The organism is Cobetia sp. LC6, assembly GCF_030264805.1.
In the GTDB taxonomy this organism is placed as follows: domain Bacteria; phylum Pseudomonadota; class Gammaproteobacteria; order Pseudomonadales; family Halomonadaceae; genus Cobetia.
Map to the genome: position 1 here is coordinate 85828 of NZ_JASSPL010000012.1, position 16840 is coordinate 102667.

General features: G+C 64.2%; 12 protein-coding genes. 8 read left to right on the forward strand and 4 right to left on the reverse strand.

Annotation, left to right across the window (positions count from 1 at the left end; genetic code table 11):
- Positions 1-21 precede the first annotated feature (21 nt).
- Both QQF40_RS13740 and QQF40_RS13745 read right to left on the reverse strand, forming a co-directional pair.
- Entirely contained in the window at positions 22-948 is a 927-nt protein-coding gene (locus QQF40_RS13740; protein ID WP_054555660.1) for a LysO family transporter, read from the reverse strand.
- Positions 949-1142: 194 nt separating this feature from the next.
- Positions 1143-2006, reverse strand: coding sequence for a hypothetical protein (locus QQF40_RS13745; protein WP_285461668.1), 864 nt, complete (start codon positions 2004-2006; stop codon positions 1143-1145).
- A gap of 257 nt (positions 2007-2263) precedes the next feature.
- Here QQF40_RS13745 and QQF40_RS13750 point away from each other — a divergent pair, with 257 nt between their 5' ends.
- Entirely contained in the window at positions 2264-2824 is a 561-nt protein-coding gene (locus tag QQF40_RS13750) for a DJ-1/PfpI family protein (RefSeq protein ID WP_285461670.1), read from the forward strand.
- Between the two features lie 106 nt (positions 2825-2930).
- Here the strand turns inward: QQF40_RS13750 and QQF40_RS13755 are convergent, their stop codons facing one another.
- A complete protein-coding gene (locus tag QQF40_RS13755; protein WP_285461671.1) occupies positions 2931-3992 on the reverse strand; it encodes a PLP-dependent cysteine synthase family protein in 1062 nt (353 codons plus the stop codon).
- A gap of 195 nt (positions 3993-4187) precedes the next feature.
- Here QQF40_RS13755 and QQF40_RS13760 point away from each other — a divergent pair, with 195 nt between their 5' ends.
- Positions 4188-4685: an Lrp/AsnC family transcriptional regulator gene (locus QQF40_RS13760; RefSeq protein WP_285461672.1), complete on the forward strand. Its 498-nt coding sequence runs from the start codon at positions 4188-4190 to the stop codon at positions 4683-4685.
- 54 nt (positions 4686-4739) lie between these two features.
- Here QQF40_RS13760 and QQF40_RS13765 read toward each other — a convergent pair whose 3' ends face one another.
- A complete protein-coding gene (locus tag QQF40_RS13765; RefSeq protein WP_285461673.1) occupies positions 4740-5756 on the reverse strand; it encodes an NAD(P)-dependent oxidoreductase in 1017 nt (338 codons plus the stop codon).
- Positions 5757-6200: 444 nt separating this feature from the next.
- Here QQF40_RS13765 and doeA point away from each other — a divergent pair, with 444 nt between their 5' ends.
- From doeA to QQF40_RS13795, 6 genes are all read left to right on the forward strand, one after another.
- The gene (doeA, locus tag QQF40_RS13770; protein WP_175089256.1) at positions 6201-7511 is read left to right on the forward strand and encodes an ectoine hydrolase DoeA; all 1311 of its coding nucleotides are present in this window, start codon (positions 6201-6203) and stop codon (positions 7509-7511) included.
- A 45-nt stretch (positions 7512-7556) separates the two neighbouring features.
- Positions 7557-8642 (forward strand): N(2)-acetyl-L-2,4-diaminobutanoate deacetylase DoeB, encoded by a 1086-nt coding sequence (gene doeB / locus QQF40_RS13775; RefSeq protein ID WP_285461674.1) that lies wholly within the window; start codon positions 7557-7559, stop codon positions 8640-8642.
- Positions 8639-9142, forward strand: a complete 504-nt coding sequence (locus tag QQF40_RS13780) for an Lrp/AsnC family transcriptional regulator (protein ID WP_175089258.1) — start codon at positions 8639-8641, stop codon at positions 9140-9142. The genes doeB and QQF40_RS13780 overlap by 4 nt, the downstream gene beginning before the upstream one ends.
- Before the next feature lie 49 nt (positions 9143-9191).
- Positions 9192-10136: a glutamate racemase gene (gene murI, locus QQF40_RS13785; RefSeq protein WP_285461675.1), complete on the forward strand. Its 945-nt coding sequence runs from the start codon at positions 9192-9194 to the stop codon at positions 10134-10136.
- A gap of 207 nt (positions 10137-10343) precedes the next feature.
- Positions 10344-11474: a tRNA (uridine(54)-C5)-methyltransferase TrmA gene (trmA, locus tag QQF40_RS13790; RefSeq protein WP_175089260.1), complete on the forward strand. Its 1131-nt coding sequence runs from the start codon at positions 10344-10346 to the stop codon at positions 11472-11474.
- Positions 11475-11831: 357 nt separating this feature from the next.
- Positions 11832-16670, forward strand: coding sequence for an NAD-glutamate dehydrogenase (locus QQF40_RS13795; RefSeq protein ID WP_285461676.1), 4839 nt, complete (start codon positions 11832-11834; stop codon positions 16668-16670).
- The last annotated feature ends 170 nt before the right edge of the window (positions 16671-16840 follow it).

Here is a 16840-nt window from a genome sequence, read left to right on the forward strand (position 1 = left end):
GAGCAAGCCTTGCCCGACGGATCAGACGTGACTCAGCGAGAGCAGGAACAGGATCATCGGCGGCGCCGCCAGCGACAGCAGGAAGCCCGAGACGACGGCGACCGGGACGCAGGCCACGCCGCCGGTCTGCTGGATCACCGGTAGCGTGAAGTCCATCGAGGTGGCTCCACCGATGCCGATGGCAAGCGGCGTGTAGCGCTGGATGGTCAGGGGGATCAGCACGAAGGCCAGCAGCTCGCGCGCCAGATCATTGAAGAAGGCGGCGCCGCCGAGAATCGGCCCAAGCTGATCGCCGACCAGGATTCCCGACAGCGAGTACCAGCCGAAGCCGGCCGAGATCGCCATGCCCTGATTCCACTCCAGCGCCAGCAGAGGCGCCGCCAGCAGGCCACCGAGCAGCGAGCTGGCCATTACCGTCAGCGCGATGATCAGGCCATGCCGATTGAGCAGGATCTGGCGCAGGCTCATGCCGGAGCTTCTGAGCTGGCAGCCGATCAGCGCCAGCAGCACATAGAGGGCCCATTCGGCGAGGGTGTCGGTATCCAGCTGGGTGCCGAAGGTCTTGAGCAGCACGCCGGCGCCGACGCCGAGCGCGACCACGGCGGCAAGGGTCAGCGAGCCGGACAGCGCCTGCCAGCGGGTCATCGGCGCGCCATCCACCGCCTGGGCGGGATTGGCGCGCAGCGGGCTGCGGCGCGACAGCCACCACAGCGCCAGCAGGTTCAGCGGCGTGATGATGGCGAACAGCGTCAGCGCCTGACCGCTCATGGCGGCCATGCCGACACTCAACTGCTCCAGTGCCGCCAGCCCCATGCCCATCAGGAACAGGATGAGATAGATGGAGGCATTGACCAGCCGGTTGACCACCGCCAGGCGGCCAGGATCGGTGAGACGTACCAGATAGCCGAGTATCAGCGGCAGCAGAATGAAGATGAGACCCGACAGCATGACCCTTCCCTGGCATTGCCACCCGGATAGCAGGGTGGCGCAAGTGATTGATTGGCGGTGAATACCGCCGAAGGACCTTACTATATCGGTTGGCGTGGGGTCTGGATAACCCCGCCATCAGCATTGCGCGAGAGACTTGCTGATGGCGTATCAGCGGGGCTTATGATCAGCCACTCGAGAAGCGGGAGCTTTCATCACTGGCGGGCGCTGCTCAGCTGGTTCAGGGTCAGATGGGCCGAGCGCGGCGGCACCTCGCCGTTGTGGTTGTCGTCCTTGTCCATGGCGTCTTCGTAATCGAGGTAATCGAGGCCGACCATCAGGCCCGGCCAGCGCGGCGCCAGCCAGATACGGTAGTGCTTGTGCTCACGATGCTGGCGCCATGCCTCGATGCGCAGGGTGCGGAAGGTACGCTGCGCCGCCTGGCGCGTTTCCTGACCCTGGATCTCGTACATCAAGGTGCGCTGGCGGCCCTTGTGGTCGAGATAATCCAGAGAGCAGGGCGTCGCGGGCAGACAGGCCTGCTCGCTCCATTGGCTGTCGACCTGCTGGCTCAGCAGCACCAGCAGGCTCTGACGGTCAGGCAGGTGAGTGTCGCCTGCCTGCGGCGCTTCCCGGTTGTAGTCCTTGCCGATGCCGGCCAGGCGATAGCCGGAGCGATAGCCCTCGGGCAGCAGGCGACCCTCCGCGAGCGTGAAGCGGCCCTGCTCATAGCCACTGGCAACCTTGATGGAGGCCTCCATGCTGGCAATGTACAGCTCGCCGCTCTGGCTGACGCGCTGGGTGATGGGCACATCCGGCCAGCCATCCAGCACCAGGGTGTAGTGGGCGGTGAAGGGCACCGGCGCGATGCTGGCGACAGGCGCCAGGGGCGCGTCAGGGCTGATGGCGGCCTCATCGCTGGCCGCCTGGGCACTGCCTGCCGACAGCAGCAGCGCTACCAGGCCTGCACGGCACAGGCGCTGCCATGCCGAGGGTCGATCAGCGCGTGTGGCGGTGCAAGTGCCGCGCCGCGCGGGGGCTTGAGAAACGTGAGACAAGGCGAAAGATGGCAGGGTCATGGTGACTCCCGGGACCGGCACTGGAGCCGTGGCCTGTGAATGAGGGTGTCGAGCGGTCAGGCAGCGACGGGGCAGGGCGACTATACGTGATGATGTAATGATGTTGAGGCGATCCACAATCAAGCCAACGCCCGCCAGGCGGCCACGACGATATTTCAGCGCTTGCTCATGTGCAATGGATAGGTACTCTGTAACTGCCTTGTCCTTCCGCCGCGCGCGGCGCGTACCTAGACGTTGGGTCCAATCAGGAGATCATCATGGCCAGCATTGTCATCATTGCCGGGGATTTTGTAGAAGATTACGAGCTGATGGTGCCGTTCCAGGCGCTGCAGGCGATGGGGCATCGCGTGGATGTCGTCTGCCCGGACAAGACGGAAGGCGATATCGTCAAGACCGCCATCCATGACTTCGAGGGTGATCAGACCTACACCGAGAAACCGGGCCACAATTTCGCGCTCAACGCCAGCTTCGCCGAGATCGCCGTCGAGAGTTACGACGCGCTGCTGATCCCCGGTGGCCGCGCCCCCGAGTATCTGCGTCTGGATGAGCGTGTGCTGGCGATGGTGCGTCACTTCGTCGAGGCCGACAAGCCCATCGCCGCCGTATGTCATGGTCCGCAGCTCTTGGCCGCCGCCATGTCGCTGGAAGGCCATCGCGTCAGCGCCTATCCGGCCTGTGCGCCGGAGGTGACGCTGGCGGGCGGTGAGTTCGTGTCGCTGGAAGTGACCGACGCCGTGACCTCCGGCAAGCTGGTGACCGCACCGGCCTGGCCGGCGCATCCGGAATGGCTGCGTCAGTTCCAGGCGCTGCTGGTGTGATGCGCCCCCGCTAGCGCCCGTCATCGCATCGGATGTGCCTGACGACACCCTGCCACTCGGCGGGGTGTCGTCGTTTCAGACGGGGTGTCGTAAGGGTGCCGTCGTTTCAGTCGGCAAACGCCTCGAGCCAGGCCCGCTGCGGGGCGAGTCGTGATTGCTGTGCGGCTCGCCACGCAGGGTCGCCCAGCGTGGTGGCATAACGCTCGGCGTGATCACAGGCCAGCAGCAACCAGCTGCCGGCCAGCGACTCACCGCGAGCGCGCCTGAGCGCCAGACTCTCGAGCAGCCCCGCGAAGGCGGTGCCGGTGGAGGGGCCTACCTCAAGCCCGGCATGCTCGGCCAGCCACAGCGCCGCCGCCTGACTGCGCGCATCCGCAATGCGCCGGTAGTCATCGAAATGGGCGGGGTCGAATGCCTCCAGCACGCAGGGCCGCCCGATGCCTTCGATGGGGTTGACCGCCTGCGGGGCGGGCAGGCGGGTCGTACGAGTGCCGTGGGTACGATGGTGCTGCCAGCAGGCGTGATAGACCGAGTGCTCGGGATCCACGCCGATCACGCGGGCACGATGCCCTGCCTGATGCAGATGGCGCTTGTGGCGCAGATGGCGCGCGAAGCTGGCGGCGCTGCCGCCGGTACCGGCGCCGAGAAATACCGCCTGCAGCTCGGGCAGTTCACGCGCGGCGATCTGTGCCAGACACTCCCCGGGCAGGCTGGTGTCGCTTGCCCAGTCGCCGGCAGTAGCGGCATGTCGGAATTGATTGAGGAAGTGGCCGCCGCTGTCATCGGCAAGCGCCTGCGCATGCTGACAGAGCCGAGCGGAGTCCTCGATTTCCACCACGCGCCCGCCCTCGCCACGAATCGCCTCCTGCTTGTAAAAGGCGGTGCCCCTGGGCACCACGGCAATGAATTGAAGCCCCAGCCTGCGTGCCAGCCACGCCTCAGAGACCGCGGTGGAACCCGAGGAAGCTTCGATCACCGGGCCGCCGGGCGTGAGCCAATCCTTTTGCAGGGCCTGCTCGAACAGCGACATCGCCAGGCGATGCTTGAGCGAGCCGCTGGCATGCGCCCGCTCGTCCTTGATCAGGATGCGTGCCTCGCCCAGCCCGCGCAGGCTGAGTTCCAGCAGCGGGGTCGCCGGGGTGGCGGCCTTCAAGGCCGCAAGCTTCATGAGGCTGCGTTGGCGCCATGACTCGCGCTGAGTAATCGCGTGCGAGGCGTGCTGTGCTGCGGGCGTGCTGAAAGGCGCAGTCGAGGGCGAGGCTGTGGTCGGCATGGCGGCATTTCCGGTCGCAGGAAGGAGCTTTCATGCTACGACCAGCCGCCAAGCAAAACTTGCCAGTTGTCATGGCGTGAGCCATGTTTCATGGCAAGAATTCATTGCGAGGTGAAGGTAATGGAGAAAATAGTGCTCGATGCCACGGACCGCGCCCTGCTGCGGCTGCTGCAGCGCGATGCCAGCCTGTCGTTGGCGGCGCTGGCGGAAGCCGTGCATCTGACCACGTCTCCTTGCTGGAAGCGCCTCAAGCGCCTGGAAGAGTGTGGTGTGATTACCGCACGGGTGGCGTTGCTGAACGCCGAGCTGATCGGCATGGGGCTGACGGCCTTCGTGCAGCTCAAGACCCGCGATCACTCGCGGGCCTGGTTCGAGCGTTTCGTGGCTATCGTCGAGGAGATCGAGGAAGTCACCGAGTTCTATCGCATGGCCGGTGACTACGACTATCTCCTCAAGGTGCAGGTCGAGGACATGAACGCCTACGACCGCGTCTACAAGCGACTGGTCAACACCATCGACGAGCTGAGCGACGTGTCGGCCCGCTTCGCGATGGAGCGCATCAAGACGACCACCGCGCTGCCGCTGTGACCACTTTCAGGCAGTGAAGCCTGATCGCTGGGCAAGTTCCTCGCACCAGCGCGCTCAATAACCGTGCTCGCGGCTGATGCCGGTCAGCACTTCACCCTGCTGAATGCAGCGAATGTTGTCCGCCAACTGGTCGGCGGCCTCGGCCACCGGGGTCGGCGCGGCGGCATGCGGTGTGATGACCACGCGCGGCTGGTGCCACAGCAGACTGTCCTCGGCCAGTGGCTCGTGCTGGAAGACGTCGAGCAGGGCGCCCCTGAGCTTGCCTTCCTCGAGCGCCGCGACCAGATCCTCCTCGACCACGCTGCTGCCACGCCCCGGATTGATCAGCACGGCGTCGTCGGGCAGGGACTGGAAGACGTCGGCGTTCAACACGTCTCTCGTGACCGGCGTATTGGGCAACAGGTTGATCACCGCCTTGAGGCCGAGCGACTCGTCGCCCAGCACTTGCTGGAGGGTGCGGCCCCCTTCGCCGGTCTCATGGTGGCAGGTCACGCCCTGCAACGTGTGGGCGCTACGGCTGAAGCCATGTACCGGATAGCCGTCTGCCGCCAGTGATTCGGCGATCTGGCTGCCGATGGCGCCGAGCCCGAGCACTGCCACCGGGTACTGATGGGCGCGCACCACGCGGTGCGGGGCCCAGTGTGAGTCCGTCTGCTGTCTGGCATAGCGGTCGAAATCACGCCGGAAATGCAGCAGGCCATAGCGCACGTAATCCAGCATGTGACTGGCCATGCCGGCATCGCTCAGCTTGAGCACCGGCACATCGTCAGGCAGTGCCGGATTGTCGAGCAGGCTGTCGACGCCCGCCCCCAGATTGAGGATCGCCTTGACGTCGTGACCGCGGTGGCGCTCGAACAGCGCTGCGGGCGGAGCCCATACCACCAGCACATCGCCCAGCATCTCGCCGTCATCGGCAACGATTTCCAGCGGCGCTTGTCTCGATGACTGCTTCGATGACGGTTCCGACGACTCTCCTTGCCGCGACCCCTTGGCGCCGGCGGTATCGCACAGGCGCTGACGCAGAGCATCGCACCAGCGTTCGGCGCGTTCATGATGTACCAGTATCCGCATGCTGTTCTCCTCTTCAGTAACGCTGGGTGGCGGGTCGGGATTTTTGAGCCGTCCCGGCCTGTTCGTAGGCTCTGTTCGTGGCTCTGTGCAAAGGGACTGGAGTTGTCGCCTCATCATGCGCCATTGTCTTGCGGGCATGGCCTGCTCGCGGGCGGCGATGGCGCAGGCCTTGCAAGGGCTCAAGCGAAGGGCGACAGTGCCAGAGTCGTCCTTTGACCCGTTGTTGGCAGAGTGACAGACTCGAATCCAGAGGGGAATTCGGATGTATGCATGTACGCCGACCCTGCCGACCCGCGGGGCGCATCGTCCGCTCGCGGTGCAGGCAGCCATTGTCAGCCCGGTGCGGCTGGCAGGTCGGTCACCCGCTGCCTGGCCCTGCGTATGGCCACTGGCTCCGCCCCAACGTGCTGCTTGCCTCAAGGCCTGATCGAAAAGGAGCGCTGCATGAGTCAATTCCCGCCCCATACTGGTGCGCCCCAGCCAGCCTTCGCTGGCCTGGCCACCTTGCCCAGCAGCGAGGCACCGGCCACCGAGAGTGACTGGACGCCACGCGCGCTGTCCGCTGGCCGTCAGGCCTTCACCATCGGCGAGTATCGCGCGCGTATCCAGCGGGTACGAGAGGCCATGGCGCGCGCCGGCATCGATGTGATGGTGATTTCCGACCCCTCCAACATGGCGTGGCTGACCGGCTATGACGGCTGGTCCTTCTATGTGCACCAATGCGTGCTGCTGGGGCTTTCCGGCGAGCCGGTCTGGTATGGGCGTCGTCAGGACGGCAACGGCGCCCTGCGTACCTGCTGGATGGGCGAGGACAACATCCTGTGGTATCCGGATTACTACGTGCAGAATCCGGACATGCACCCGATGGAGTTTCTCGCCCAGTCCATCCTGCCGCAGCGTGGCTGGCACGATGGGGTCGTCGGGGTCGAGCTCGACAACTATTACTATTCGGCGCGGGCGCACCTGGCGCTGGTCAAGGAGCTGCCCCACGCGCGGCTGGTGGATGCCAATTCGCTGGTCAACTGGTGTCGCGCGATCAAGTCTGAGCAGGAAATCGCCTACATGCGCGTGGCCGGGCGCATCGTCGAGCGCATGCATTCACGCATTCTGGAGATGATCGAGCCGGGCCTGCCCAAGAGTGCGCTGGTCGCGGAGATCTACCGGGTCGGCGTCGAGGGCGTGATCGGCCCCGAGGGTGAGATTCTCGGTGGCGACTATCCGGCCATCGTGCCGCTGCTGCCCACCGGCAGTGATGCCGCTGCGCCGCACCTGACCTGGGATGACACGCCATTTCGCCAGGGAGAGGGCACCTTCTTCGAGCTGGCCGGCTGCTACAAGCGCTATCATGCGCCGCTGTCGCGTACCGTATTTCTCGGCCGCCCGCCGCGCGATTTCGTGCGCGGTGAGTCTGCCCTGCTGGAAGGCATCGAGAGTGGACTGGCCATCGCCAAGCCCGGCAATCGCTGCTGTGACATCGCGCTGGCGCTGGGCGCGGCGATGGACAAGTACGGCTTCGACCGTGGCGGCGCACGCTGCGGCTATCCCATCGGCATCAGCTATCCACCGGACTGGGGCGAGCGCACCATGAGTCTGCGCCCCAGTGACGAGACCGTGCTGGAACCGGGCATGACCTTCCACTTCATGCCCGGCATGTGGATGGACGACTGGGGGCTCGAGATCACCGAGTCGATCCTGATCACGGAAAACGGTGCCGAGCCGCTGTGTGATGTGCCGCGCCAGCTGTTCGTCAAATAGCCTGCCGACAAGTGTCAGCAGCCCGCCATAACAAGGAGTGGTGTCATGCGAGAGTCCCCCATCAGTCTGACCATCGATCTGTTCGCCGATGGCGTTCAGCACGGTTTCTTCAAGTTGCCGATCTCGACTGACGAGTCGGCGTGGGGCGCGGTGATGACCCCGATCAGCGTGATCGCCAATGGTGAGGGGCCAACGGTATTGCTGACCGGCGGCAATCATGGCGACGAGTACGAGGGCATCACCGCACTCTACAAGCTGGCGGCGCGTCTCACGCCTGAGGACGTGCAGGGGCGCGTCATCATCGTGCCGACCATGAATGCGCTGGCGGCCAGGGCCGGGCGGCGTTGTTCGCCTCTCGATGGCGGCAATCTCAATCGCAGCTTCCCCGGCAGCCCCACCGGCGGTCCGACCGAGCAGATCGCCGACTACTTCACCCGGGTGCTGGTGCCGCAGTGCGACTATGCGCTGGACCTGCATTCCGGTGGTCGCACCCTGGATATCCTGCCGTTCGCGGCTGCGCACCGTCTCGACTATCTCGAGGAGTCGCTGGGCGTCGAGCAGTGTCGTCTGCAGGAAGCCGAGAGCCTGGCCGGGGCGCTGGCCTTCGGGGCGCCCTCGGCGATGATGATGTTCGAACTGGACGCCGAGGCGCTCTACGACACCGCGGTGGAGCGCCAGGGCAAGGTCTTCGTCACCACGGAGCTGGGCGGCGGTGGCTCCACCACGCCGGAGCGTCAGGCGATCGCCGACCGTGGCGTCGACAACTTCCTCGCCTTCAGTGGTGTGCTGCGCGAGCGCAGTCGCGCGGATCTGGAGCAGGTCATCGAGCGCCAGCGTGCCAGCCAGGCGAACGCGCCGCTGCTGATCGACATGCCGGATGCCAGCTGTTACGTGCAGAGCGAGCATGAAGGGCTGCTGGAGCTTTGCGTGGCACTCGGCGAGCAGGTCACGGCGGGGCAATGTGTGGCGCGGGTCTATCCGCTGGGGCGCGCCGGTCAGGCGGCGGTGGAATATCGCGCGGAGCGTGATGGCGTGCTGGTGGCGCGGCGTTTCCCGGCGCAGGTGAGTCTGGGCGATACCCTGGCGGTGATCGCGGAAGTCGTGGACGATCTGGCGCGAGAGGACTCATGAGCGCGCCCCTTTCCCGCTCGCTGCCAGCGCCGAAACTGGATGCCTTCGATCTCAAGATTCTGGCGATACTCGAACGCGATGGCCGCATCACCAAGTCGCGGCTGGCCGAGGAGATCAACCTGTCGGTCAGTCCGTGCTGGGAGCGCGTCAAGCGCCTCGAGCAGGCCGGCATCATCGAGGGTTACGCTGCCATCATCAATCAGCAGCGCCTGAGTGATCAGCAGGGCGGCGCTTCCCAGGCGGCCGCCCCGCGCACGCCGGTGTGGGTCGAGATCCACCTCAAGCATCATGATGCTGGCAGCTTCCAGCGCTTCGAGCGGGCGATGCGTGAAGCGGATGAGGTGATCGAGTGCGTGGCGGTCGGTGGAGGCGTGGATTATCTGCTGCGGCTGGAGACGGCCAGCATCGATGCCTACCAGCGGTTGATCGACCGCTGGCTGGTCTCGGAACTGGGCATCGATCGCTATTTCACCTACATCGTCACCAAGCAGGTAAAATAGCGCGCCAGCTCCGTCGCCCTTCCTTCATGCAGCACGAGATACTCTCACCATGGTGCCTTTCGCCGCCCCTTCCGGCTCCGTCGATTGTCCGTCTCACGTCCAGGCCGAATCCCCCGGTGCCCCGGTGCTGATCTTCGATTCGGGGGTCGGAGGGCTCTCGGTGGCTTCAGAGATCCGCCGCCAATGGCCCTCATTGCCATTGGCCTATGTCTGTGACAATGCCGCCTTGCCCTATGGCACCAAACCCGATGACTGGCTGGTGGCTCGTATCGCGCAGGTGTGCGTGGCGGCGGTGGAGGCAAGTGGGGCGCGTGCGCTGGTAGTGGCCTGCAATACCGCCAGCACCCTGGCGCTGGCGGTATTGCGCGAAGCGCTGTCGATTCCGGTGATCGGCACCGTGCCCGCCATCAAGCCGGCGGCGGCGTTGGCACGTGCGCGTCAGAGTGCAGCACGTCGTGAGAAGTGCGAGCCGCCGGTGTTCGCGTTGCTGGCGACTTCCGCCACGGTAAGACGTGCCTATACGGAGCAGTTGATCCACGATTTCGCGGCGGATTGTCAGGTGATTCGTGTCGCCGCCGATCCGCTGGTCGCGGAGGCCGAGCGGCGTCTGCGCGGCAAGCCGGCGCGCCCCGAGGTGGTGGCGGCCAGTCTGGCAGATCTGGCGGCGGTCGAGGCGCTGGAGGTGGTGATTCTCGGCTGCACGCATTTCCCGCTGCTCGGTGCCGACATCTCGCAGGTACTGGGCGAGTCTCGGGTGGCGCTGGTGGATTCCGGCGCGGCAATCGCCCGCCGCGTGGCAGAGGTGCTGGCGCTTGACCCTGCGGCAGCGGCTGATCAGCAATTCGCTCAGGCTGCTCGGCAAGTCGCTCAAGCGGTTCAACCAGCACCGCATGAGCACATGGCGCTGGCGACGGATGCCCGGCAGCCGGGGTTGGCCACGGCGTTGGCCAGCCAGGGCTTCGCCGTGCCGCAGGCGCTGTCGTGCGACGTCTGAGGGGTAGGGGCGTTGGCTCTCGCGGCCCCCTTGCACCTGCCTGCGCCCGCCTTGGCCCGCCATTTGGCGCTTGAGCTTCGCGCTGCCGATGGTAGGCTAGCGCGCCCAACCTTTGAATGGACGTGATTGGCATGGTTCACCATGACGTGCCCGCGTCCCTTTGCTCATCGTTTCAGTGCTGCGGTATGCCCGCAGGCAGGAGTCAGTGTGGCCATCGCCGTCGTCGATCCCAGTCAGTATGAACAGCAGCTCGCCGAGAAGGCCGAGCAGACCCGCGCACGTTTCGCTGCCTTCGATGCGCCGGAACTCGAGGTATTTCCCTCGCCGCCCAGCCATTACCGCATGCGTTGCGAGTTCCGTATCTGGCACGAGGATGATGACCTCTACTACGCGATGTTCGAGGTCGAGTTTGACGACGAAGGCAACAAGAAGAAGACGGTCGTGCGCATGGACGACTTTCCGGTCGCCAGCCAGCGCATCAATGAGTTGATGCCGCTGCTGCGTGAGCGCCTCAAGGCAAGCCCGGTATTGCGCGAGCGTCTGTTTCAGTGCGAGTTCCTCACCACCCTGAGCGGCGAGGCACTGGTCACGCTGATCTACCATCGCAAGCTCGGCGAAGACTGGGAAGCCGAGGCGCGCGCGCTGGAAGAAGAGCTCGATATCATGATCATCGGGCGTTCGCGCAAGCAGCATATCGTGCTGACCCGCGATCACGTCTTCGAGCGTCTCGAGGTCGATGGCCGCGAGTACATCTATCAGCAGGTCGAGAACAGCTTCACCCAGCCCAATGCCGAGATCTGCCGCTCGATGCTCAGCTGGGCACGAGACGTGACCCATCCTGACAAGGCGCAGGCGGAAGGCCGTGAGCAGGGCGATCTGGTCGAGCTCTACTGCGGCAACGGCAACTTCACCATCGCGCTGGCCGAGAACTTCCGCCGCGTGCTGGCCACCGAGATCTCGCGCACTTCCGTGGCCTCGGCGCAGGTCAACCTGGCGGCCAATAGCATCGACAATGCCCAGGTGGCGCGCATGTCGGCCGAGGACTTCTCGCTGGCGCTGGCAGGCGAGAAGGCGGGCCGTCGTGTCGCGGAGATGGACCTCGACAACCACGACTTCCGCACCGTGCTGGTCGATCCGCCGCGTGCCGGCCTCGATGCCGACAGCTGCGAGCAGACCGCGCGCTACGAGCGTATCGTCTACATCTCCTGCAACCCGCAGACGCTGATCGACAACCTTGAGGTGCTGTGTCGCACGCACCGTATCGAACGCTTCGCGCTGTTCGATCAGTTCCCGTATACCGACCACCTCGAGTGCGGTGTCTATCTGGTGCGCAGATAAGCGCGTCATCAAATCGGCAACTGTCGTCACGCCCGCATGGGTCAGGCATCGCGCCAATCGTTTGAAAAACCAGAGCTCCGTCGTCATCTACCTGTCAGGTAGGGGACGACGGGGCTTTTTTTGCGCACATGACAGTCACTCGAATTAGACTTTCGTTTCATGCGCGGACCGCCAAGTCAATACCCGATGCACAGATGTAATGCTGCATGACCAATATGGAACAGGCATGGGGCAGAGGCGCAGACTGCGCTAGTCTGTGATGCACTGCATGAGTCTGTGCTGCAACGCCTTTTGGCCGGCGCAGACTCTCTATGACTATTTTCCCTGATACATCCATCAGGTCAGTCGAGGTGATTGATGCTACACGTGGCGACGGACGGCAAGCAGGAATTTCTTGCGCAGCTCGAAGAGCAGCTGGACAAGCGACTTCCCAAGGACAAGGTGGACGTGATCGCGGCGTTTGCGCGCGACTATCACGCAACGGCCTCCTTCGAGGACATGGCCGAGCGCAAGCTGGATGACCTCTACGGTTCCACCCTGGCCGTATGGCACTTCCTGCAGAGCTTTGAGGCTCCCAAGGTGCGTGCCTACAACCCGGACTTCGAGAAGCATGGCTGGCAGTCGACGCACACCATCATCGAAGTGCTGCACCCGGACATGCCGTTCCTGGTCGATTCCGTGCGTATCGAGCTCAATCGTCGTGGCATCACCGTCCACGCCATCCACAACGCCGTGCTGGCAGTCGCACGTGATGACGCTGGCCAGCTGGAGCGCGTGACGGCACCGCGTGCCGAGAACGCCCCGCAGCACCGCGAGTCGCTGATCTACATCGAGGTCGATCGTCACAACGACGCCGAGACACTGGAAGACCTCGAGACCAGCCTGCGTGAAGTGCTGGCCGAAGTGCGCGTTGCCGTCGCTGACTTCGACGCCATGCGCAGCCAGGGCGCCCAGGCGCTGCAGGAGCTGCGTGACAACCGTCCGCCGACCGTCTCCGAGGCTGACCACCAGGAAGCCTGCGACTTCATGCAGTGGATGGGCAACGACCACTTCACCTTCTTGGGCTATGACGAGTACACCGTCGACGAGCAGGAAGACGGCACCCGTGTGCTGAACAAGGTTGAAGGCTCCGAACTGGGCGTGCTCAAGCTGGACCTCGAGCGTTATCACGAGCAGTCCCGTCACCAGCAGAGCGTCAACAGCGATCAGTACGTGCTGATTCCGGAACTGCTGTCCTTCGCCAAGAGCGCCTTCCACGCCCGCGTGCACCGTCCGGCCTACCCGGACTACATCACCGTCGAGCGCTTCGATGAAGAAGGCCGCGTGATCGGCGAGCGCCGCTTCCTGGGGCTCTACACCTCCACGGTGTACAACCAGAGCCCGCGCAACGTGCCGATTCTGCGTCGCAAGGTGCAGGACGTCATGGAAGCCGCCGGCGTCAACCCGAAGGGCCACAATGGCAAGCACCTGCTGCAGATTCTGGAAGTCTATCCGCGTGATGATCTCTTCCAGATCTCCACGGACGAGCTGACCCGTACCGCCACCAGCATCCTCAACATCCGCGAGCGTCGTCGCGTGCGTCTGATCGTGCGTGAAGACCGCTTCGGCAAGTTCTTCTCGGTACTGGTGTTCGTGCCTCGCGACGTCTATTCCACCGACCTGCGCGTGCGCATCCAGAATCTGCTCTGCGAAGAGCTGAACGCCACCTTCGGTGACTTCACGCCGTATCTTTCCGAGTCCGTGCTGACGCGTATCCAGTTCATTCTGCGCTTCAAGGGCGATGAACCGGGCCAGTACGACATGCGCGCGCTGGAGAACAAGATCGCTCAGCTGGCCCGCAGCTGGCGTGACGAATTGCACGCCGCCATGGTCGAAGGCTTCGGTGAAGAGCAGGCCAACGAGCTGATGACTCGCTACCGTGATGCCTTCCCGGGCAGCTACCGTGACGACTTCTCGCCGCGCACCGCCGTCTATGACGTGGGCCACCTGCGCGCGCTGGACGAAGGTCAGGCCGTCGGCCTGAGCACCTATCGTCTGGTCGAGGACGACAACTCCGGTGTCAACCTGAAGCTGTTCCACAAGCATCAGCCGATTCCGCTCTCCGACGTACTGCCGGTGCTCGAGAACCTCGGTCTGCGTGTCATCGGTGAGCGTCCCTACGAGATCACCCGCACCGATTCCTCCTGCTGGGTGCATGATTTCGATCTCGAGCATCACGGCAAGGGCGCGGTCGAGCTCTCCGAAGTGCGCGAGAGCTTCATCGAAGCCTTCAAGAAGATCTGGTCCGGCGAAGCCGAATCCGATGCCTTCAATCGCCTGATCATCGGCTCTGGCCTGGACTGGCGTGAAGTGGCGATGCTGCGTGCCTACGCGCGTTACCTGAAGCAGATCCGCTTCGGTCTCTCCCAGGCCTACATCGCCAATGCGCTGGGCAGTCATCCGGACATCACCCGCGAACTGGTGCAGTTGTTCAACCTGCGCTTCGACCCGCAGGGTCAGGGTGGCGAGGATGACGTCAACGCCTGCCGCGAGCGCATCAATGGTCTGCTCGACCAGGTCTCCAGCCTGAACGACGACCGCCTGCTGCGTCGCTACGTCGACCTGATGATGGCCACGCTGCGTACCAACTTCTTCCAGCCGGCAGAAGATGGCCAGGCCAAGGACTACATCAGCTTCAAGCTCGACACGCGCAGCATTCCTGACGTGCCGAAGCCGCGCCCGATGTTCGAGATCTTCGTCTACTCGCCGCGTGTCGAAGGTGTTCACCTGCGTGGCGGCAAGGTCGCACGTGGTGGCCTGCGCTGGTCTGACCGTCATGAGGATTTCCGCACCGAGGTGCTGGGTCTGGTCAAGGCACAGCAGGTCAAGAACGCGGTCATCGTGCCGGTCGGCGCCAAGGGCGGTTTCGTCTGCAAGCGCATGCCGGAAACCACCGACCGCGACGTGATCCAGAAGGAAGGTATCGCCTGCTACCAGATCTTCATCCGCGCACTGCTCGACATCACCGACAACCTGTCCGGTGGTGACGTGGTGGCCCCGACGGCCGTCGTGCGCTATGACGAAGACGATCCCTACATGGTCGTCGCGGCCGACAAGGGCACCGCGACCTTCTCCGACATCGCCAACGCCATCTCCAACGAGTACGGCTTCTGGCTGGGCGATGCCTTCGCCTCCGGTGGCGCCAACGGTTACGACCACAAGGGCATGGGCATCACCGCCAAGGGCGCCTGGGTCAGCGTGCAGCGTCACTTCCGCGAGATGGGCATCAACATCCAGGAAGATGAGTTCAGTGTTGTCGGTATCGGTGACATGGCCGGTGACGTCTTCGGCAACGGCATGCTGCTGTCCGAGAAGATCCGCCTGGTCGGTGCCTTCAACCACCGCAACATCTTCGTCGATCCGAATCCGGACACCGCGCAGAGCTTCGCCGAGCGCGAGCGTCTGTTCCGTCTGCCGCGTTCCAGCTGGGACGACTACGACAAGAGCCTGATCAGCGAAGGTGGCGGTCTGTTCTCGCGTGATGCCAAGACCATCGCCATCAGCCCGCAGATGAAGGAAGTCTTCGACATCAGTGCCGACCATCTGGCGCCCAACGAGCTGATCAATGCGATGCTCAAGGCGCAGGTCGACCTGATCTGGAACGGCGGTATCGGTACCTACGTCAAGGCCTCCACCGAGACCCACGCCGAGGTTGGCGACAAGGCCAACGATGGCCTGCGCATCGACGGCCGTGAGCTGCGCTGCAAGGTAGTGGGCGAAGGCGGCAACCTGGGGCTGACCCAGCGTGGGCGCATGGAAGCCGCGGCCAAGCGTGGCGTGCGCGTCAACACCGACTTCATCGACAATGCCGGTGGCGTGAACTGCTCGGATCACGAGGTCAACATCAAGATCCTGCTGGATGACATCGTCGCCCGCGGTGACCTGACCGACAAGCAGCGCAACCAGCAGCTGGCCGAGATGACCGACGAAGTCGGCGAGCTGGTGATCAAGGACAACTATCGCCAGACCCAGGCGCTGTCGCTCTCCGAGCAGCAGTCCAAGGAAGGCATGGGCGTCTTCCGTCGCTTCATCAATGAGCTGGAAGCGGCCGGCACCCTGGACCGTGAACTCGAGTTCCTGCCGTCCGATGAGGCGCTGATCGAGCGTTCCAACGCCGGTGAAGCCCTGACCCTGCCGGAACTGTCCGTGCTGGTCTCTTACGCCAAGAGCGATCTCAAGACCAGCTTGATCGCCTCTGACGTGCCGGACGACAGCTACGTGCAGCAGCACCTCGAGCGCGCCTTCCCGCGCGTGCTGATGGAGCGCTTCCCGGAAGAGATGTATCAGCACCGTCTGAAGCGTGAAATCGCCGCGACCCAGATCGCCAATGACCTGGTCGACCACATGGGCATCGCCTTCGTGCGTCGCCTGGAAGACACCACCGGTGCCGACAAGGCGGAAATCGCGCGTGCCTACATCGTGGCGCGTGACAGCTTCAATCTGGAAGCGCTGTGGACCCAGATCGAGGCCCTCGATCACCAGGTGCCGGCAGAACTGCAGTACCGCATGATGGGCGATCTGATGCGCCTGATGCGTCGTGCCACTCGCTGGTTCCTGCGTCAGCGCAGCGCCATGGGCGTCAAGGAATGCATCGGCCACTTCGCCCCGCGTCTGGCTCAGCTCTCCGAGAGCATCGGTGAGCGTCTCAAGGGCGAAGCCCGCGAGAACTGGGAAGCGCGTCGCGACAGCTATGTCGAGGCAGGCGTGCCGGAGGCCCTGGCCAGCACCATCGCCGCGACCTCAAGTCTCTATGCAGGGCTTGGCATCATCGAGGCGGCCAAGGCGACCGGCGAGAAGATCAATCGCGTGGCAGAAGCCTTCTACGGCATCGGCCATCGTCTGGAGCTGCCGTGGGTCGGTGACAAGATCAACGGCCTTGAGGTGCAGGACAGCTGGCAGGCGCAGGCACGTGAGAGCTTCCGCGATGATCTCGATCGTCAGCAGCTGGCCCTGACCGTCAGCGTGCTCAAGCAGGACAATGCACCGCGCGAGATCGATGAGCGTGTCGACAGCTGGATGGCCAGCCACGAGAGTCTGGTCAGCCGCTGGTGCTCACTGCTCGGCGAGATGAAGGGCGGTGCTCAGCTGAGCTTCCCGCTGTTCGCGGTCGCCCTGCGCGAGCTGGTCGATCTGGCCGAGTCCAAGCGCGAAGCCTGATGCATTCGGCCTCGAATGCAGCAAGAGCTGACGCAAGTGGCGAGTAGCTGATGACTCGCTGATAGAAGCCCTCACCCCCGGTGAGGGCTTTTTCATGGGGGATAAATAAAAAATTGATAGCTGAAGCCTGCGGTAAGGTAACTGTCGCCAGCTGTCTGGTATGCTGAATG